Here is a 19,306-nt window from a genome sequence, read left to right as displayed (position 1 = left end):
AATCGAAGAGCAACTCGCCAGACTGCAGCAAATGCCCCACCTCATCCGCTCATTCTTCAAGGCGCCTTCTGTCGCCTATATTCTCGACTGCTGAGTAAGCAGCGTCACGCCGCCTGTAAAGCACAGTTACCCTGAGTCGCGCCCCAGCAAGTCCGCCCTCATTCCGGGATGAACACCTTGCCGTCCCCGATGGCCTTGAGGGTGAGCACCACGAGCAGGGCGATGAGCGCGGAGGTCAGCGCCAGCAGCGCCCCGCCCAAGCCTATGAGAAAGCCGCTGCCAATCTTGCTGCCCATGGTCAGTGAAGCGATGGTGATAGCGGCCAGCGGGAAGGAATAGGCCCACCACGACATGAAGAACGGCACTTTGCGGAACTGCGGAATTTGATAGAACAGCAGCAGGGTGGTGAACAGCGCCACATAGAACAACACGCGGGCGAAGTTGTCGATCACGCCGCCGTCCAGCGCCAGATACGACAGGAAGCCGACTGCCGGAGGTGCGATGAGGATGAACAGCGTGGGCAGCAGCTTGGCGGGCACCGGCGGGTGGAAGGAAAAGCGGTTCATCATCACTGTGAGCAGCACGATCCAGAACACCAGCCCGACGCTGAAAAAGAACCAAGAGATTTCGGGCGAGCCGTGCGTCATGCCGGCAATGGGCACCAGTATGTTGCCCACCACCGGAATGAACCAGGCCGGGGTGGAGTGCTGGATTTGGTAGTGCGTATGGTGAATCCACGACGACATGATGACCACGGTGAACACCAGATGCAGCGTAATGCCGCCCCACCACATGGCCTGCGACCAGACGGGCTGCACATGCAAAAAGGCGATGGACAGCAGCAGCGCGCTGATGGAGATGGCCGGGAAGAAGCTGATGCGCACCGGGTGGTTGAACTCGGCCCTGAGTTCGCCGGGGTAGCGCAGGGCCTTGGCGCCATAGCCCAGCAGCAGCAAGACAAACAGCGCCAGCGCGACATAGCTCAGGCCGATGCCAACGCCGTGCGGCATGGCGAGCACCTGCGCCGACTTGTGCCAGGCGATGGCCAGGCCGGTCGTGCCCATGACGGTGGCGAACAGGGTGATGGGAAAGTGGGCCAGCCAACTGCTGGCGTGCGCCGGTTCGGCGGATTGCGGTGCGGAAGTCGTGGACATGGTGGGTAATAGTTGAGAAAAATGGTACGGAATTGTGGGCGCGCGGTCGCTGATTGATATTGATCGAACGCAATATTGAAAAATTTTGATACATGATTGTGACTTCAGTCACATCCTCCGCAAGGAGCCTGCCGGGCTCCATTTCTATACTCCCTGCATGAAATCACTTTCCGATTTGCGCAAAGACTACAGCCGGGCCGAACTGGACGAGGCTCACGCCGAGGCCGATCCGCTCAAACAGTTCGAGCACTGGCTGCAGCAGGCCATGGACGCACAGGTGCCCGAGCCCAATGCCATGACTCTGGCCACCGTGGGCGAAAACGGCCGCCCCTCCACCCGCGTGGTGCTGATCAAACACGTCGATGCGCGCGGCATTGTCTGGTACACCAACTATCACAGCCGCAAGGGCCGTGAGCTGGCCGCGCACGCTTTTGCCGCGCTGCAGTTCCACTGGGTGGAGCTCGAGCGGGTGGTGCGCATCGAAGGGCGGGTGGAGCAGGTCAGTGCCGAAGAGTCGGACGCTTATTTCGCCAGCCGGCCGCTGACCTCGCGCATCGGCGCCTGGGCCTCGCCGCAGAGCGAGCCCATCGACGGGCGCGCCGTCCTGCTCAAACGCGCCGCGGAATTCGGTCTGCGCTACGGCATCAGCCCGCCGCGTCCGCCGCACTGGGGCGGCTATCGTCTGATTCCCGATGCCTGGGAGTTCTGGCAGGGGCGGCCCTCCCGTCTGCACGACCGACTGGCGTATGCGCTACAGGCCGATGGCCGTTGGAAGCGCCAACGCCTGGCGCCTTGAATCTTGAACAGTTGCGTCAGTCGTCGAGCAGTTCCAGCGTGGCCGCGCTGTCGGTGCGGCGGATGGCGACGCGCAGTTCCACATACTCGGGCAGCTCGCTCATCGGCGTCGGGTCGGCTTCGCAGGCGCAGCCGGGAATGATGCTGAAGTAGCTCAGCCCCGCCTTCACCCGCAGATCGTCGTCGCCTTCACTGCGCTGCAGCACCATCAGGCTGACGTCGTCGGTCAGGGCGTGGCTGCCGCGGCGTATGCCTTGCTGCAACGGGCCGATCAGCGCCCCGGTCTGTTGCAACTCGGCCAGCAATACCGCGCCGAAATTGGGCTGGGTCCAGGCGCTATGCGCAGCGGGTAGGGTGAGCATCATGGTGGACTGTGTGCTGAGGGTGAAATTCTGCGGCATTATTGACGCTGTTGATCCATCCATACAACAGGGAGACCCACATGCCTTCGCCTCAATCCATTCATCGCCGTCATTTGTTGCGGGTATTTGCGGCCGCCCCGTTGATGGCTGCTTGGCCCGCCGCCCAGGCGCAAAGCGCCCGGCAGGCCGAGGGCATTCTGGCGAATATCAGCAAGGCCACGTTCATCGCCGAGGGGACGGGACAGCGCGCGCTCTACATTTTTTTCGACCCGAACTGCCCGTTCTGCCATGAGCTGTTCAAGAAGCTGCGTGCCTTCGTGGGCAAGGACGGGGTGCAGTTCCGCTGGATTCCGCTGGGCATGCTCACCCCCAGCAGCCTGCCCAAGGCGGCGGCCATTCTGCAGTCGCCCGATCCGCTGAAGGCATTTCACAAAAATGAGAACGACTACGACTTCGCCGCCAACGGCCAACCCGGCGGCGGCATCGAGCCGGCGGAGTCCATCACCCCCAAGGTGCGCGCCGAGCTGGCGGCCAATCTCGCGCTTTACAACAGCGAAAAGCTGTTTGGCGTGCCGGTGGTGATCTGGCGCAAGGCCGATGGTCGCGCCGACATGATGATCGGCGTGCCCTCGGATGCGCAGATTCAGATCATGCTCAAGCAGGCGCGCTGAACGCGCCGCTCACAGGCTGATCTGCACCCCGGCGGCGATGCCGCGCCCGGGCAGCGGCGCGAGTTGGCGCAGGGTGTCGATCGCGCTGGCGCTGTAAGCCGTCTGGTCGAGGAGGTTGCTCAGTTTGACGAACCACAGCCCGGTGCGGCCGCTTGCCGTGAAGCGCTGCGTCAGGCTGGCGTTGACGCGCACAGACCCAGGAGTCGGGCCGAGCAGATCGCTGCTGGGCACGCGGTTTTGCCGTGCGGCCATCTGTGCTTCGACGCGCGCGCTCCAGTTGCCGCGGGTGTAGTTCAGCGCCGGAGTGAAGTGCAGCGGCGCGATGCGCGGCAGCGGCTGGCCGTTGGTCAGGTCGTCAGCGCGCACCCAGTCGAGCCGTGCGGCGAGATCCAGGCGCTGCCCGCCCTGGTCGAGCAGGGGCTGCAACAGGCTGGCCTCGATGCCGGAAAAGCGCGCCTGCACGCCGACGTAGAGAAATTCCGGCAGCGAATCTGGCGTGTCCGGCGGCACCGGATTTCCATCGCCATCAACGGTTTGGCCCCCGCGAACCAGCCCGATGTAATTGCTGTAGCGGGAGAGAAAGGCGGTGGCTGAATAGCGCGCTCTGGCGTTTTCCACCTTCACGCCCAGCTCCACGCTGTGGCTGCGCTCCTTGCGCAGCGCGGGGTTGCCCCGCTCGTAGGCGCCGGTGGCGTCGTGCGGGCCGTTGGCGTAGAGCTCGTCGTAGCTGGGCGCGCGCTCGTTGTGCGCAAGCGTGCTGGTGAGCGCCACCTGCGGCGTGAGCGCGTATTGCGCCTGCACCGCCACGCTCATCGGCGTGAAGCGCTGCGCGCTGGCGGCGCCAAAGCGGGCGATTCCCGTGGCGCCTTCACCGTCTGAACTCACCCGCGCGCTTTCCAGCCGCGTCCCGGCCGACCAGGCCCAGCGCCCGCTGGCGCCGCTGGCCAGGCCGAAAACCGCGGTATTGCGGGTGTGGGTCTGCGGCAGGAAGGCCTCGTCCCCCAGCGCGGAAAAGGCCAATCGCAGCGCTTGCAAACCCAGTTGCAAGTCGATGTCGGCCAAGCGGCGGCGCAGGGAAAGCCGCAGAGTGTCGCCCTGGTTGACGAACCGGGTCGCGGGCTGGCCGGAGTCGAGTTCGGTATGGCGGTAATGGGTATGGGTGTAAGCCAGGGCGAGCGCATCGGCGCCGAGCACATGCCGCAGTTCCCCGCGCAAGCTGGTGCGTTCGGAGCGCATGTCGATTTCCACGTTGGGATCGACGATGGTGCCATAGCGGTTGGCATCGCTGCGCACCGAAAGGCCGACAAATCCCCAGCGGCCGATCACCCCGCCGCCCAGACCGCCGCCGTAGCCTTCTGCGGCGGAGTTGCGCACCCGGCCATCGACGATCGACTCCGCCTGCGCACCGCTTGGGGCGACATAGTCGCTGGCTCGACGCTTGTAGCCGTCGGCGTGCAGGCCGAGCGCGCCGTTGCCACCGTCGAGCGAAAACGCCGCCGATCCGCCAGGAAACGCGCTGTCGCCGCGGAGCTGAGCGAGACCTTCGACGCCGCGCAAGGGCGCGGTGGGAATGGCGTCGTCGATCACGTCTACCACCCCGCCGACCGCGCCGCCGCTGTAGGGCAGGGCTTGCGGACCGCGCAAAAGCTCGATGGCGCGTGCCGCCAGCGGGTTGAGCGGGGCGTTGTGGTCATAGCTCGCGGCGGAGGCGTCGAGCAGCGGCGAACCGTTGGACAGGATGTCCACCCGGTTGCCATCGAGCCCGCGCACGACGGGTCGGTCGGCGTTCGGCCCGTACCAGGTCGAGGTCAGTCCCGGCAGACCGGAAAGCGCGGCGCCGAGGGTGCTCGACTCGCCTTGGCGCAGCAGGAGCTGCGGCCCGGTCAGATCGACCGTCGGCGCGCCTGGTGCGCCAATGACAGGTGCAGCGACGACATCGATCGCAGGCAAGGAGGGGGTCTCGTCAGCGGTCTGCGCTTGCGCGGGTACGGTCTGCGCGAGCAATAGCGCTAGCGCCAGAGGCCGCAATTGCGGCAAGGGGTTGAGGGTTTTCGGCATGGAGGACAGGGCAGAAGAAACGTCTGAGAACGATTCGAGTGTTACGTTATCTTATAACTCTTAACTGCGATGTGAAGGGCCTGTGTCGCGTCCATGCCTTATGAGAAACCCCAGGTCTGCCCCAAGTTTTCTTGACCCCCACGGGGGGCGGGTCGGCAAGCCGACCCTGGGGGCGCTCATGAGAAACCCCAGGTCTGCCCCAAGATTTTTATCCCCCTCGCAGCTTGCAAGCTGCTCGGATTCGGCTCCGCGCAGGCTGTCGCAGAGTGGATTGGGGCGTGGGCCTCATCCACCTCGCGGCTTGCAAGCCGCTCGGATTCGGCTCCGTCCAAGCTGCCGCAGGGCAGCTTGGAGCCGCGAGCCTCATCCCCTTGTGGTCTGACGTCAACGGGGGCGGACTGGGGCGGTCTTACCCTGTGGTGTCCGGGTGTCCTTGCTGCGCGGGCCGGTGCAGGGCGCGCATGACGTCGCTTTGCGTGATCATGCCAACCAAGCGTGCGGCGTCATCGACCACCGGAATGTGATGGTGGCCGCTGCCCGCGAAGAGCGGAATCAGCTCCGACAGATGCCGTGCTGCAGACACGACCTGCACCCGCCGCGTCATGCGCGCGGCAACGGGTGTGGCCGACTCGCGCATGGCGCTGGGCGCTGCATCCGGGTCGGTGCGCAGATCGGCCGCGGTGACGATGCCGATGACCTGCCTCTGTGCGTCGATCACGGGAAGCGCCTTGATGCCATGCTCTTCCAGGCGATGCAGGGCATCGGCCACGCTGTCATCGGGGCGGGCGGTCTGTACGTCACGCTGCATGATGTCGCTGCAGCGCACGCTGTCCAGCCGCTGTTGGTAGGCCTGCGTCTGGGCGTCTTCGAGCAGGCCACGCAGGGTGGCGCGGTCGATGTCGAGCACTTCGCCGTAGCGGGCCACCGCGGCGTCGATGGCGCTGGAGAGTTCGTCCGCATTGGGCAACACGGCGTCAGCCGCGGGCTGCGGGGCGGGGTGCGGTCTGCGCGTGGCCGCATGCCACAACAGGGCACAGAGCACGAGCAGCGCGGAGTTCAAGGCAACTGGCATGAAGGCAAAACGCCAGTCCGTGGTGTGGGTCAACACCGCCAGCAAGGCTGCCGCGCCGCCTGGCGGGTGCAGGCATCGCGCCTGAAGCATCAGCGCAATCGCACCGCCGACGGCCATGCCGGCTGCCAGCCAAGGCGGGCCGATCCAGAGGGCGCAGGTAATTCCCGCTAGCGTGCCGAGGGTGTTGCCGCCAATCACCGACCAGGGCCGTCCCAGCGGGCTGCTAGGCAGCGAAAACACTATGACGGCGCTGGCGCCGATGGGAGCGACCAACCACACCAGCTGCGTCCAGCCGCTTGCGCCTTCGACCCACTGGCTGATCGCGCCCACGGCGGCCACGCCTAGCACTGCGCCCAGCGAAACACGCAACCATTCGGCGATGCCTACGCGCGGGCTGCCCGCGGCCTGTACCGCGCTCATGCATCCTTACGCAGCAAGGCGGCGTATTGGCGGCGCAGCTTATCGACCTTCGGCGCAATCACCGCGGCGCAGTAGCCCTGATAGGGATGGTGCGTGAAATAGTCTTGATGTTCGGACTCGGCGGGGCTGTAGTTCGCTTCCGGTGCGATCTCGGTAACGATGGGATCGGTGAAAAGCGCTCGATCGCGCAGGCCTTGCACATAGGCGCGCACGGCTGCGAGCTGGGCTGCGTCATGGGTGTAGATGCCCGAGCGGTATTGCGTGCCGACATCGTTGCCCTGCCGGTTCAAAGTGGTGGGGTCGTGCATGGCGAAAAATACCTCGAGCACCGTGTCCAGACTCAGCACATCGGGGTCGAAATCCAGCCGGATCACTTCGGCATGGCCGGTCTGCCCCGTGCAGACCTCACGGTAACTGGGGCGCAGCGCCGTGCCATTGCTGTAGCCGCACTCCACGCGCAGCACACCGCGCAGCGGGCGGTAGGCGGCGTCGAGGCACCAAAAACAACCGCCAGCGAGGGTGATGCGCTGGGGCAATGCGGGCAAATTGAAGTCGGACATGGGGCGAGAGTCGTGAGTGCGGCAATTTGCCGCGGTCTGGGGATTGTCGAAGGCTGACAAAATGCACGCCTTTTCTATGGCGATTTTCGCTGACTATCCGCGGAGACGTTGTGCGGTTGTAAATATGAGGAGTTAATTGATGAAGCGTCTCAATTTGAGCCGTCGCCAGGCACTGGTGATGACTTCTGCCCTGCTGATGTGGGCCGCCGCCCCGGCCGCTCTTGCGCAACGCGCAGGGGATATCGAAGTGACACGGGCGCAGGCGCTGCCGTCGATTCCCGGTGCGCGCAATGGCGGCGGATTTCTGACTCTCGTCAACCACGGTCAGCAAGACGACAAGATCGTGTCCGCCGCCTCACCCGTCTGCGGCCATGTCGAGCTGCATACCATGAGCATGGAAAACAACATCATGCGTATGCGCGAGGTCGGCGACATTCCGGTGCCCGCAGGCAAGACCCTGCGCATGCAGCCGGGTAGCGGCTATCACCTGATGTTCATGGACTTGAAAGCCCCGCTGAAAGAGGGCGAGAGGGTGCCGGTGACGGTGAAATTCGCCCATGGCGGGCAGATGGAGCTGCAACTCAAGGTCGAGCCGCGCGACAAGATTGCGGGCGATGTGCCCATGCCGGGCAAGGCAATGCAAGGCGGCATGCACTGAGAAGCCCGCAGACCCCTGAAATTGAGACGGGCCGCAAACCTGGAGGTATGCGGCCCGGGGTTCCGACAGTCGGGTTTGCTGCCGCCTGTCAAGCTCATGCAGGGATGCATGATGGGGGTCTAACAACAGTCCGGGTTCCACCCGATCTGTTTGCCGTAGCAGCTGCACTGCAACGACGAACCAAAGGTACGCCTCCTGCGTTGTCTGCGTCAAGATGAAACATGACTGCGGGCAAGGGGTATGGTTGAGCCTCCCGAACAGCCTCTGCGCAATACCTTGAATTCATTGCGTTTTATGTCGTAGTCGGGCGCGCCAGCAGGGCGTCGATCAAGCCTTGCATGCGAGCCTGCGCCTGGGCATCCGGCAGGATGGCGCGGCCCCATTCGCGCTGAGTCTCGCCCGGCCACTTGTGGGTGGCGTCCAGCCCCATTTTTCCGCCCAGGCCCGACTGCGGCGAGGCGAAGTCCAGATAGTCGATCGGCGTGTTGTCCACCAGCAGCGTGTCGCGCACCGGGTCCATGCGGGTGGTGATGGCCCAGATCACGTCGTTCCAGTCGCGGATGTTCACATCGTGGTCGGTGACGATGATGAATTTGGTGTAGAGAAACTGCCGCAGAAAGCCCCAGATGCCGAACATCACCCGCTTGGCGTGACCGGCGTAGGCCTTGCGGATGGACACCACGGCGAGCCGGTAGCTGCAGCCCTCGGGCGGCAGATAGAAGTCCACGATCTCGGGGTATTGTTTCTGCAGGATGGGCACGAACACCTCGTTGAGCGCCACGCCCAGCACGGCCGGCTCGTCCGGCGGCTTGCCGGTGTAGGTGGAGTGGTAGATCGGCTGCTCGCGATGGGTGATGCGCTCGACCTCGAATACCGGAAACCAGTCTTGTTCGTTGTAATAACCGGTGTGATCGCCGAACGGGCCTTCGAGCGCGTGGAGATAGCCGTTTTTTTCCATCAGCGGCACGCCGGTTTCGCTCTCGCCCTTCCACCCGGCTGGTGCGGGCGGCAGATGGCCTTCGAGCACGATTTCCGCCGAGGCGGGAACCTGCAGATCGAGCCCCACGCAGCGAGCCACTTCGGTGCGCGCCCCGCGCAGCAGGCCCGCGAACTGGTATTCGCTCAAGGTGTCGGGTACGGGCGTGACCGCGCCCAGCGTGGTGGCCGGATCGGCACCCAGCGCAACGGCCAAAGGGAAGGGTCGCCCAGGATTGGCCAGGGCGAATTCCCTGAAATCGAGGGCGCCGCCCCGGTGGGCGAGCCAGCGCATGATGAGGTGGCGGCGGCCGATGCGCTGCTGGCGGTAGATACCCAGATTTTGCCGCTTGCGGGGTTGCGGTACGTTTTGCGGGCCTCGCGTGATGACTAGTCCCCAAGTGAGCAGCGGCGCCACGTCGCCCGGCCAGCAGGTCTGCATGGGCAGGCGGTTCAGGTCGACGTCGCCGCCCTCCAGCACGATCTGCTGGCAGGCGGGGCGCGAAACGGTACTCGGGCGCATGTCCCACACCGCTTTGACCAGATGCATCAACTCGCCCGCATCTTTCAAGCCTTTCGGCGGTTCAGGCTCCTTCAGGCGGGCGAGTACTTCGCCGATGCGGCGCAGCTCGCTCACGTCTTGCGCCCCCATCCCCAGCGCCACGCGCTGCGGCGTGCCGAACAGATTGCCCAGAACCGGCATGGCGTAGCCCGTCGGCCTTTCAAACAGCACGGCAGGCCCACCCCCGCGAAGCAGGGCGTCGCAGACCACCGTCATGTCGAGATGCGGCGAAACGGGCTCGGCCGTGCGCCGCAGCTGGGAAAGAGTCTCCAGTTGGGAGAGAAAGTCGCGCAGATCCCGATATTTCATATAACTAATAGAAGTGAAAAACAAGACCTTGTGCGTTGACTGGGAATAACGAGGTTCCTAAAATTCGATCCGTGTTTGCCCTAAGTGCCTGAACTCAGGCGGGCAACACACTCGCCCCGAAGCACGCCTTGCCGCGAACGACACAAAGATCGAACGCTGCAATCGATGCAGGCCTTTCTCGAAGGCCGCATCTTAGGCTGCCGGGCTCCCTTGGTGAGCCTGTGCTGTCGGATCTGTGCCCTTGGGAACTGGCGCTGGCTGTCTTGCGACACCGCGGCAATTCCATTCAGACACAGGAGTGTTCCATGTTGAACGCCATGCAATCTTCCCTGCCGCGCGCACGTCGGCTGGCAGGTGGATTTTGGGAATTGACCCACCAGACTTTGATGATGGTGGGCTTGTTTGTGGTGGCCGGAGGTGCGTATCTGTACTTCCAGCCTCAAGCGATGACGACCCTGGACCGCGGCCTCACGCAGTGGGTCATGGCGCGCAAGACAGCGGCTGACGAACTTCAGGCGCTGGCGCAAAAGCCGGCCGATGCCCTGCTGCCCATGGTGCAGGCTGAGCCCGCGCCGGGCAATGGCTTGCCGGTGCTCACGCCGCAACAGCGCACGGTCTCCAACTGGCTGGCGCGGCGCTATAGCATTGCGCCCAATGCCATGGCGCAGCTCGTCAGCGCCGCCTGGACGGTCGGTCGCCAGCAAAAACTCGATCCTCTGCTCATTCTGGCGGTGATGGCGGTCGAGTCTTCGTTCAATCCTTATGCTGCCAGCGGCGTGGGCGCCACCGGCCTCATGCAAGTGATGGCCAATGTGCACCGCGACAAGTTCGCTCCCTTTGGCGGGCCGCAAGCCAGTATCGATCCGCTGGCCAATATGCGCGTGGGCGCGCTGGTGCTCAAGGATGCCATCCAGCGCGGCGGTTCGGTGCGCGCGGGCTTGCGCTACTACGTCGGCGCCACGAATGACGCGAGCGAGGGCGGTTATGCCGACAAAGTGCTGGCCGAACAGGCGCAGCTCGAACGTGTGGCTGGCGTAGCGCCCAAGCCGGTCGCAACGCCGATGACGGCCAGCACGGCGGGCCACATCGTCGCGCCGCATGCGGCGCCTGCCACGGCCAAATCGACGGTGGCCGCAGAGCCTGAGCAAAAACACGCCTCACTCACCTGACGCCACGCGACGCGTTAACATCTTCATCTGCACGACTGGCGATAGAAACCGGCAACACCCGCGGTTTCGAGGTGGGACGAACCACCGGGGAGTGCTGGACTTTAAGCCGTTCGCCTGGGCCAGCGCCATCGCTGTCAATGATCTTCATCAGCCCAGGCTTGCGCACTTCCGCATCTTGAAGGAAGCTGGCGCGGGCCGTTCAGACGGAAATTCGCCATGTTCGACCGCCGCATCACCATCGCCCAGACCGACCCCGAGCTCTGGGCCGCCATCCAGTCCGAGAACCAGCGCCAGCAAGACCACATCGAGCTGATCGCCTCGGAAAACTACACCTCGCCCGCCGTCATGCAGGCGCAGGGCTCGCAACTCACCAACAAGTACGCCGAGGGCTATCCCGGCAAGCGCTATTACGGCGGTTGCGAATTCGTCGATATTGCCGAGCAACTGGCGATCGACCGCGTCAAGCAGCTCTTCGGGGCCGAGGCGGCCAATGTGCAGCCCAACTCGGGCTCGCAGGCCAATCAGGGCGTGTTCTTCGCCCTGCTGCAACCTGGCGACACCATCATGGGCATGAGCCTGGCCGAAGGCGGGCACCTGACCCACGGCATGCCGCTGAACATGAGCGGCAAGTGGTTCAAGGTCGTGAGCTACGGCCTGAACGCGCAGGAAGAGATCGATTACGACGCCATGGAGCGTCTGGCGCACGAGCACAAACCCAAGCTGATCATCGCCGGGGCCAGCGCCTACAGCCTGCGCATCGATTTCGAGCGTTTCGCCAAGGTGGCCAAGGCCGTGGGCGCCTACTTCATGGTGGACATGGCGCATTACGCCGGGCTGATCGCCGCTGGCGTCTATCCCAACCCCGTGCCCCACGCCGACGTGGTGACCACCACCACGCACAAGAGCCTGCGCGGACCGCGCGGCGGCGTGATTCTGATGAAAGAGCAGCATGCCAAGGCCATCAACAGCGCGATCTTCCCCGGCATTCAGGGCGGCCCGCTGATGCATGTGATCGCGGGCAAGGCGGTGGCGTTCAAGGAGGCGCTCGCACCTGACTTCAAGGTCTATCAGCAGCAGGTGCTGACCAATGCCCGCGTGCTGGCCGAAACGCTGACGCGGCGCGGCCTGCGCATTGTCAGCGGACGCACCGAATCGCACGTCATGCTGGTGGATCTGCGTTCCAAGAGCATTACCGGCAAGGAAGCCGAGAAAGTGCTGGGCGAGGCGCATCTCACGGTCAACAAAAACGCCATCCCGAACGATCCGGAAAAGCCCTTTGTCACCTCGGGCATCCGCGTGGGCTCGCCAGCCATGACCACGCGCGGCTTCAAGGAGGCCGAGGCCGAGAAGACCGCCAACCTCATTGCCGATGTGCTCGACAACCCGCACGACCCGGCCACGCTGGAGCGGGTGCGCGCCGAGGTGAAGAAGCTGACCGACGCATTCCCGGTTTATTCCGCCTGATCGTCGGCTGTGCCCCTCAGGGCGGCGGCGGTGAGTGCCGAGAGGCGCTCGCGCTGTCGCCCTTTTTCATCGAAGTTTTCCGCGGCCAGCCAGCGCGTGAAAGCGGCGCGCAGTGCGGGCCATTCCCCGTCGATGATGCTGAACCAGGCGGTGTCGCGGTTGCGGCCTTTGACCACGGCGGCCTGGCGGAATACCCCCTCGAAGCTGAATCCGAGCCGCCGTGCCGCCTCACGCGAGGCGGCGTTGAGCGCATCGCATTTCCATTCCAGTCGGCGGTAGCCCAGTGCAAATGCCTGGTCCATCAGCAGGTACAGGGCTTCGGTCGCCGCGCGCTGACGTTGCAGCAAGGGCGAGAAGTAGAGGTGGCCGATCTCGATGCTGCCAGCCGCCGGGGTGATGCGCAAATAGCTGGCTAGCCCGGTGGCGCGGCCAGTGCCTGAATCGACGATGGCAAAGAACAGCGGATCCTGGCCCAGGCAAGTGGCCTGCATCCAGGCTTGGTAGTCGAATGCCGAGGCGAACGGACCGTAGGGCAGATAGTTCCAGCCGTCGCCGCGGGCATCCAGGGTTTGCGCGGCGTAGAGGTCGGCGGCGTGGCGCTGCGGGTCGGCGGGTTCCAACGTGCAGGTCGCGCCGATCAACGCGGTTCTCGCAGGTGGAGGAGGGGCGATAAATCCGGGGACGGGCTGGCCGAGCGCGGCGGTGGATTGCGGGTCGGTTGGCAGGGTGGCTTTTGGCGGCATGTGAGACGAGTCAGCCCAGGGTCATGAGTTGTGCGTTGCCGCCCGCCGCAGCGGTGTTGACGCTCAGGCTTTGTTCATGCACCAGGGCGGTGAGATCCATCATCGCACCGTCTGCAAGCTGGGCTGGGCGCAGGCTTTCGATGCGCAGAATCAGGCCGTCGCGCTGCGCCAGCTGGTCTTGCAAGCGGGCCAGGGCGTCGGCGTCGCCCTCAAACAAGACCACGCTCAGTTCGGGCAGGGTGTCGCGCTGGGTTGGAGGGCAGGAGCGCACATATGCCTTCACCGCGGGTGGCAGCGCGTCCAAAAAGGGGGTGAGCGGGCTGTCGGAGCTAGGCGCTTCGATGAGGGCGAGGTTGCCCGTGGCGAGCGTGGCGGCGATGTGATGCACCAGGCCCAGCACCGTTTGCGGTATGCACCACACGCCGCCACTGCGGGGCAGAAGCCGGTAGCGGTTGGATTCTCCCGTCGGCCCAGGCAGGGTGTAAACCGAGCTGATCGGGCTGTGGGCGAGATAGTGTTCGCACGCAGCCCGCTCGCGCGTCGTGTCCTCGTCATCCAGATTCATGGTGTGATTCTGCAGGGCGGCCAGCAGATCGCGCAGCGCGGCGAGGCTTGCAGGTTCTGGGGTGATCTTGCTGCACTCGGCGGCTGCGGCCGCGAGGTTGACGGGCAGCGCGCTGTTGGCCTGCGGCAGAGGCTGCACTAGCCGGTGCAGATAGAGCGGGCCGCCGGCCTTGGGGCCGGTGCCCGAACGGCTCATGCCGCCGAAGGGTTGCACGCCGACCACGGCGCCGATGAGATTGCGGTTGACGTACACATTGCCGGCGTGAATGCGCTCGCTCAGATAGGCAATGGTTTCGTCGATGCGACTGTGCACGCCGAAGGTCAGGCCGTAGCCGGTGGCGTTGATGGCGTCGAGCACCGCGCCGAGTTGCTCGCGCCGGTAGCGCAGCACATGCAGCACCGGGCCGAACACCTCGCGTTGCAGGCGGTCGATGGTGTCGATCTCGATCAGCGTGGGGCGAACAAAGGTGCCCAGCCCGCCGCTTTCATCGCGCCCCAGCCGGGTGACGCAAAGGCCAGCGGCCTGCATGCGGGCGATATGGGCTTCGAGGTTGTCGCGGGCCTCTGCATCGATGACGGGGCCGAGGTCGGTGTGCATGCGGTCGGGGTTGCCCAGGATCCAGTCGTCCATCGCGTCTCGGATCATGCCGATCACTCGGTCGGCCACATCTTCCTGAATGCACAGCAGGCGCAGGGCCGAGCAGCGCTGACCGGCCGAATCGAAGGCCGAGGTCAGCACATCAGCGACCAACTGCTCGGCCAGTGCGGACGAGTCGGCAATGAGCGCGTTCTGCCCACCGGTCTCGGCGATCAGCACAATGCTGCGGCCCTGCGGGCTGAGGCGCTTCGACACGGTGCGCGAAATCAGTTGCGCCACTTCGGTGGAGCCGGTGAACATCACCCCGGCCACCGCCGGATGCGCCACCAGCGCCGCGCCCACCGTGCCGCCGTCTCCGGGAACGAGTTGCACCGCATCGGTCGGCACGCCGGCCGCGTGCAGCGCGTGCACTAAGGCTGCGGCGATGAGGGCGGTCTGTTCGGCGGGCTTGGCCAGCACCGCATTGCCTGCCGCCAGCGCGGCAGCCACCTGACCGCAGAAGATGGACAGCGGAAAATTCCAGGGACTGATGCACAGCACCACGCCCAGCGGACGATGGGTCGCGTTGTCAAACTGCGCCGCCGTCTGCGCGGCGTAGTAGCGCAGGAAGTCCACCGCTTCGCGCACCTCGCCGATGGCGTTGGGCAGGGTTTTTCCGGCTTCGCGCACGATCAGCCCGAGCAAGTTCTGCATCTGCTGTTCGAGCGCGTCAGCCGCGCGCTGCAAGCAGGCGGCGCGCTCGCCGGGCGGGGTGACTTGCCAGATCGGTGCGGCGCTCTGGGCGTGGCGCACGGCTTCGTCCACTTCGGTTCGGGTCGTTTGGCGTACCCAGCCCACCTGATCGCGCGGATCGGCGGGGTTGAGCACGGGCACCCAACCTTCGGCTGCGGCCTGCGCGTTATCGGCAGGCGGGGGTTGATTTGCGACGGTAGGCGACGCGTAGGCCTTGTGCTGCGCACTGCGCAGCAGCGCGGCGCTGAGCGAGGCCAGCTGTTGCTCGTTCGCCAGATTCAGCCCGGCAGAATTCAGACGCGCTTGCGCGCCCAGCCCGGAAAACAGTTGCCGCGGCAGGGGAATACGCGGATGCGGCGCGCCGAGCACGCCGGTCTCGACGGCAATCGCGCGGGCCTCGTCCACGGGGTCGGTCACCAGTTCGGACACGGGAACGGCGTCGTCGCCGATGCGGTTGACGAACGAGGTGTTGGCGCCGTTTTCAAGCAGGCGTCGCACCAGATAGGCCAGCAGGGTGTCGTGCGTTCCCACCGGGGCGTAGATGCGGCAGGGGCGGGCCAGCTTGCCCGCGCTGACCGGGCCGACGACCTGGTCGTACAGCGGCTCGCCCATGCCGTGCAGACACTGAAACTCGTATTGCCCCGCGTAGTAATTCTCCCCGGCCATCTGCATGATGGACGCCAGCGTCTGCGCGTTATGCGTGGCGAATTGCGGATAGACCGCGTCTGGCGCGGCCAGCAGTTTGCGCGCGCAGGCCAGGTAAGACACATCGGTATGCACCTTGCGGGTGTAGACCGGATAGCCGTCGAGCCCGTCGATCTGCGCTCGCTTGATCTCGCTATCCCAATACGCGCCCTTCACCAGCCGCACCATCAGCCGGTGCCCACTGCGCCGGGCGAGATCGACGAGATAGTCGATGACGAACGGACAGCGCTTCTGGTAAGCCTGCACCACGAAGCCGATACCGTTCCAGCCCTTGAGAGCCGGGTTGAAGCACAGGGCTTCGAGCAGGTCGAGCGAGAGCTCCAGCCGGTCGGCTTCTTCAGCGTCGATATTGATGCCCACGTCGTAGCGCCGCGCCAGTTCGACCAGGGCGGTCAGGCGGGGCAGCAGTTCATCCATCACCCGTGCGTACTGAGCCCGGGTGTAGCGGGGATGCAGCGCGGAGAGTTTGACCGAAAGCCCTGGCCCCTCGAAGATGCCGCGGCCGTGCGAGGCCTTGCCGATGGCATGCAGGGCCTGTTCATAAGCGGTGAAGTAACGCTGCGCGTCGGCCTCGGTGATCGCCGCCTCGCCCAGCATGTCGTAGGAGTAGCGAAAGCCCTTTTTCTCCTGCGGACGGCTGTTGGCCAGCGCTTCCGCAATGGTCTGCCCGGTGACGAACTGCTCGCCCATCAACCGCATGGCGCGCTGCACGCCTTGGCGGATCAGCGGTTCGCCCCCCTTGCCGATGAGCCGCGACAGTGCGCTGGCCAGCCCTCTTTCACTGGCGGTTGCCGTCAGTCTGCCGGTCAACATCAGCCCCCAAACGGCCGCGTTGACGAATACCGACGGCGAGTGACCGAGATGCGCCTGCCAGTCGCCCCGACTGATCTTGTCGCGTATCAAGGCATCGCGGGTGGCGTTGTCGGGGATGCGCAGCAGCGCCTCGGCCAGACACATCAGCGCCACGCCTTCCTGGCTGGAGAGCGAAAACTCCTGCACCAAGGCCTCCACGCCGCCCATTTCGCGCCTCGCCCGCACGCCTTCGACCAGCCGCTCGGCCACTTGCCGGACGGCCGTGCGCTGGGTGGCGTCTGGAATCTGCGCCAGTTCGATCAGCATGGGCAGACATTCCGGCTCTGGCCGATGCCAGGCTGCGGTGATGGCTGCGCGCAGATCGGTCTGCGGCAGCACGTTCTGCGCCCAGTCGAGAAAGGGAGTGGGAAAGGGGGTGGAAAAGGGGGTGAAAAAGGTTGCACCTTCCGGCTCGTCGTGCGGGGTGCCGGGTTGCGACGGCTTTTCGGTCGAACTCAACGTGTCAAGAGAAAACTCGCCACGCTCGATGCGTTCCACCATGTTCAGCGTGGCCTGCTTGATCAGCCAGTGCGGTGTACGCCCCAGCCGATCTGCGGCGAGCCGCACCCGTTGGCGCATGGCTTCGTCCATTTTGATACCGGTGGTGGTTGCGCCCATTTTTGGTTCCCTCATCGTGATGGGGTTGCAATTATTGATCGCCGGTGCAACCAACGTATCAGGGATAACGCTTATTTCGATACCTTGAGGTGAGTCAACACGCCTTCTTGAGGAAGGCATGCAATGGTCAAGTTGACGCAACCTTAGGAGTCCTGCGATGCCATCCGCCTCTACCCTGCGCGATCTACAGACCCGCACCATTTTGTCGGCCCTGCAGCCCGAACAACTGGAACGACTGCTCTCCCATGCCACCGAAGAGCACATCGCGGCAGAGGGTGTGATCTTTCTGCAAGACAAAGAGGCCGACGCCTTCTACATCGTGCGCGAGGGCAAGGTGCAGATTCAGGTGCCGGCCATCAACGGCCCGGGCGTCGAGGTACAGGCGCTAGGCGAATGGGATGTGATCGGCTGGTCCTGGCTCATCCCCCCTTATCGCTGGGCGTTTGAAGCCAAGGCGCTCACGCCGGTCACGCTGCTGCGCTTCGATGGCAAGGCTATTCTGCAGGAATGCGAGAGCGACCCCGCCCTCGGTTATGCCCTGATGAAAATTTTCGCCGGACTCATGTCCGAGCGCCTGCGCGCCGCCCGGCTGCGGATGATGGAAAGCTGGGCGCCGCCTGGCTGGGCTTGATGAGGGTCAGGTCGGCTGGTGCGCCCGCCTTGAAAACACAAAAAATCTGGAATTGCGGCACCGGCTTTGGCCCCTCGCCAAGCAAAGCCGTTAAATTGTGAACTATTCGGCAGGCGAAAAAGCCTAGACGGTAAACAATCAAACAAGTTCCAGTATGTGGCGAGCCTGCTCGACAGCACCCTTCCATTTGCATTGACCCCTCGATTTCATGCCCCTGTCTCAATCTGATTTCACCGCGTCTTCCATTACGTTTCGAGGGTTTGGCCAGGCCATTGCCCAGCAAAACCTGCCGGCCTTCGGCCAGACCATGCAGGAGGTTTTCGCCGCCACTGAGAACGACAGCCTTTCGGGTCAGCAGATCGCAGAAATCATTCTGCGCGACCCAGCCTTGACCTCCAGCCTGTTGCGCGTCGCGAATTCTGCGGGCATGGGCTACGCCGGTCAAAACAAGGTGCTCACCGTCAGTCGAGCCGTGGTCGTCATGGGCCACAACGCCATTCGCTCGCTCTGTATTTCGGCCCTCGCAGTCGAGAGCATGCCGGAGAACGGCCCGTTTCGCGCTCGCCTTCTGGCCGCTTTGGGCACGGCCTTGCATGCGGCGGTGCAGGCCAAAGACCTCGGTTTGCGCAAGGGGTTACGGCGCGACGAGGCCGAGCGGCTGTTTCTTGAGGCGCTGATGGGGCGCATCGGAGAGCTGGCGTTTTGGTGCTATGGCGGCGAATTCGCGGAACGCGTGGATGAATTGCTTAAATCCGGAGTGAGTCCGGAGCTGGCTGAGCAATCGATATTGGGCATGTCGCTGCTGCAGTTCAGCCATGATCTGCTGCGCGCCTGGAATCTCGATGCGGTGATCAGAGACAGTGCGGAAGTCGCCGTTGCCGTGCAACTGGGTCGAGCCGCGCAGCTGGGCTGGGCGAACCCCGAGGCGCGTCAAGCCGTCCTGCATGTCGCGGCCCTGTTCCGGCAATCCGAGGCCCAGACGCTGAAACGACTGCAAAGCAATGCCGAACAAGCCAGTCAGCTGGCGGTAGTTCTCGGCGCAGGAGCCGCTACGAGGTGGATTCCGGCAACTCCGGCATCAACCGACGAAGAGTCCGCAGCCCAACCGACGGAGCCGCTCGAGATGCGGCCCGCCGAACCGACGGCCGACATGGCCCTGCAACTGCGCATGCTGACCGAGATGAACGCCGTTGCCGTCAGCCGCAAAGAATTGCCCATGCTGTTCGAGGCCTGTCTTGAAGGGCTGCATCGCGCTGTCGGCCTCGACCGTTGTGTGCTTTGTCTGATGACGCCCACCAGAGACCGTTTGCTCGCGCGTCTGGGGGCTGGCTCCGGTGTGGCCGATTTGCGCGCGCGCCTCCAACTGCCCTGGTCGGCCACGCTGGAAACCCAGCTTCAGGCGGGAAGCGTGCGCAGATTCTCGGCCGAGCAGCCGCCGCCCGATTTTTTGCTCCAGGCCACGGCTGTGCACGACTGTTTGATGGCCACGCTGACCGTGGATCAAAAAATCATCGGCCTGTTTTATGCCGATCAACAAACGACGCAGCGGCCTTTGACGGCTGAAATCTTCGACGGCTTCAGGCGATTTGTCACCCAGACGGAGCTCATCGTGCGCGGTTTGCCGCGCTGAAGCG

General features: G+C 64.6%; 15 protein-coding genes and 1 riboswitch. Of the genes, 7 read left to right on the top strand and 8 right to left on the bottom strand.

What is annotated here, in order from left to right; all coding sequences use genetic code 11:
* Window positions 1–158: 158 nt before the first annotated feature.
* Window positions 159–1,154, bottom strand: coding sequence for an SLAC1 anion channel family protein (locus B7X30_RS05380; RefSeq protein WP_286729603.1), 996 nt, complete (start codon window positions 1,152–1,154; stop codon window positions 159–161).
* Between the two features lie 157 nt (window positions 1,155–1,311).
* On the opposite strand from B7X30_RS05380, the gene pdxH reads away from it, so the two are divergent.
* Window positions 1,312–1,950, top strand: a complete 639-nt coding sequence (gene pdxH / locus B7X30_RS05375; protein ID WP_013122456.1) for a pyridoxamine 5'-phosphate oxidase — start codon at window positions 1,312–1,314, stop codon at window positions 1,948–1,950.
* 16 nt (window positions 1,951–1,966) lie between these two features.
* Here the strand turns inward: pdxH and B7X30_RS05370 are convergent, their stop codons facing one another.
* On the bottom strand, window positions 1,967–2,311 hold the full coding sequence (locus B7X30_RS05370; RefSeq protein ID WP_041608558.1) for a hypothetical protein: 345 nt from the start codon (window positions 2,309–2,311) through the stop codon (window positions 1,967–1,969).
* Between the two features lie 80 nt (window positions 2,312–2,391).
* On the opposite strand from B7X30_RS05370, the gene B7X30_RS05365 reads away from it, so the two are divergent.
* Complete coding sequence (locus B7X30_RS05365) at window positions 2,392–2,982, top strand: thioredoxin fold domain-containing protein (RefSeq protein WP_286729599.1); 591 nt, start codon at window positions 2,392–2,394, stop codon at window positions 2,980–2,982.
* A 9-nt stretch (window positions 2,983–2,991) separates the two neighbouring features.
* Here B7X30_RS05365 and B7X30_RS05360 read toward each other — a convergent pair whose 3' ends face one another.
* The 3 genes from B7X30_RS05360 to msrA all read right to left on the bottom strand — a co-directional run bounded on the left by B7X30_RS05360 (window position 2,992) and on the right by msrA (window position 7,092).
* A complete protein-coding gene (locus B7X30_RS05360) occupies window positions 2,992–5,040 on the bottom strand; it encodes a TonB-dependent receptor (RefSeq protein WP_286729597.1) in 2,049 nt (682 codons plus the stop codon).
* Window positions 5,041–5,449: 409 nt separating this feature from the next.
* A complete protein-coding gene (locus B7X30_RS05355) occupies window positions 5,450–6,532 on the bottom strand; it encodes an HPP family protein (protein WP_286729596.1) in 1,083 nt (360 codons plus the stop codon).
* Complete coding sequence (gene msrA / locus B7X30_RS05350) at window positions 6,529–7,092, bottom strand: peptide-methionine (S)-S-oxide reductase MsrA (RefSeq protein WP_286729595.1); 564 nt, start codon at window positions 7,090–7,092, stop codon at window positions 6,529–6,531. The genes B7X30_RS05355 and msrA overlap by 4 nt, the downstream gene beginning before the upstream one ends.
* Before the next feature lie 139 nt (window positions 7,093–7,231).
* On the opposite strand from msrA, the gene B7X30_RS05345 reads away from it, so the two are divergent.
* Window positions 7,232–7,750 carry a copper chaperone PCu(A)C gene (locus B7X30_RS05345; protein ID WP_286729593.1) on the top strand — a complete coding sequence of 173 codons (519 nt, stop codon included), beginning with the start codon at window positions 7,232–7,234 and terminating at the stop codon, window positions 7,748–7,750.
* Between the two features lie 292 nt (window positions 7,751–8,042).
* On the opposite strand, the gene ubiD is transcribed toward B7X30_RS05345, so the two are convergent.
* The gene (gene ubiD, locus B7X30_RS05340; protein WP_286729590.1) at window positions 8,043–9,596 is read right to left on the bottom strand and encodes a 4-hydroxy-3-polyprenylbenzoate decarboxylase; all 1,554 of its coding nucleotides are present in this window, start codon (window positions 9,594–9,596) and stop codon (window positions 8,043–8,045) included.
* A gap of 305 nt (window positions 9,597–9,901) precedes the next feature.
* Here ubiD and B7X30_RS05335 point away from each other — a divergent pair, with 305 nt between their 5' ends.
* On the top strand, window positions 9,902–10,765 hold the full coding sequence (locus B7X30_RS05335; protein ID WP_013104967.1) for a lytic transglycosylase domain-containing protein: 864 nt from the start codon (window positions 9,902–9,904) through the stop codon (window positions 10,763–10,765).
* Between the two features lie 21 nt (window positions 10,766–10,786).
* Window positions 10,787–10,892: riboswitch (ZMP/ZTP riboswitch) on the top strand.
* A gap of 89 nt (window positions 10,893–10,981) precedes the next feature.
* The gene (gene glyA, locus B7X30_RS05330; protein WP_286729588.1) at window positions 10,982–12,229 is read left to right on the top strand and encodes a serine hydroxymethyltransferase; all 1,248 of its coding nucleotides are present in this window, start codon (window positions 10,982–10,984) and stop codon (window positions 12,227–12,229) included.
* On the opposite strand, the gene B7X30_RS05325 is transcribed toward glyA, so the two are convergent.
* The gene (locus tag B7X30_RS05325; protein ID WP_276708160.1) at window positions 12,217–12,972 is read right to left on the bottom strand and encodes a GNAT family N-acetyltransferase; all 756 of its coding nucleotides are present in this window, start codon (window positions 12,970–12,972) and stop codon (window positions 12,217–12,219) included. The two genes, glyA and B7X30_RS05325, sit on opposite strands and share 13 nt — an antisense overlap.
* Window positions 12,973–12,982: 10 nt before the next feature.
* Window positions 12,983–17,041 (bottom strand): trifunctional transcriptional regulator/proline dehydrogenase/L-glutamate gamma-semialdehyde dehydrogenase, encoded by a 4,059-nt coding sequence (gene putA, locus B7X30_RS05320; protein ID WP_286729585.1) that lies wholly within the window; start codon window positions 17,039–17,041, stop codon window positions 12,983–12,985.
* A 157-nt stretch (window positions 17,042–17,198) separates the two neighbouring features.
* Here putA and B7X30_RS05315 point away from each other — a divergent pair, with 157 nt between their 5' ends.
* Together B7X30_RS05315 and B7X30_RS05310 are read left to right on the top strand one after the other, a co-directional pair.
* Window positions 17,199–17,672 (top strand): cyclic nucleotide-binding domain-containing protein, encoded by a 474-nt coding sequence (locus B7X30_RS05315; protein ID WP_276708157.1) that lies wholly within the window; start codon window positions 17,199–17,201, stop codon window positions 17,670–17,672.
* Window positions 17,673–17,880: 208 nt separating this feature from the next.
* Window positions 17,881–19,302, top strand: coding sequence for an HDOD domain-containing protein (locus B7X30_RS05310; RefSeq protein ID WP_286729582.1), 1,422 nt, complete (start codon window positions 17,881–17,883; stop codon window positions 19,300–19,302).
* The last annotated feature ends 4 nt before the right edge of the window (window positions 19,303–19,306 follow it).

The organism is Thiomonas sp. 13-64-67 (assembly GCF_002282795.1).
GTDB lineage: Bacteria > Pseudomonadota > Gammaproteobacteria > Burkholderiales > Burkholderiaceae_C > Thiomonas > Thiomonas arsenitoxydans.
Note: the sequence above shows the minus strand (reverse complement) of the source record. Positions and strands in the feature narration are given on the sequence as shown.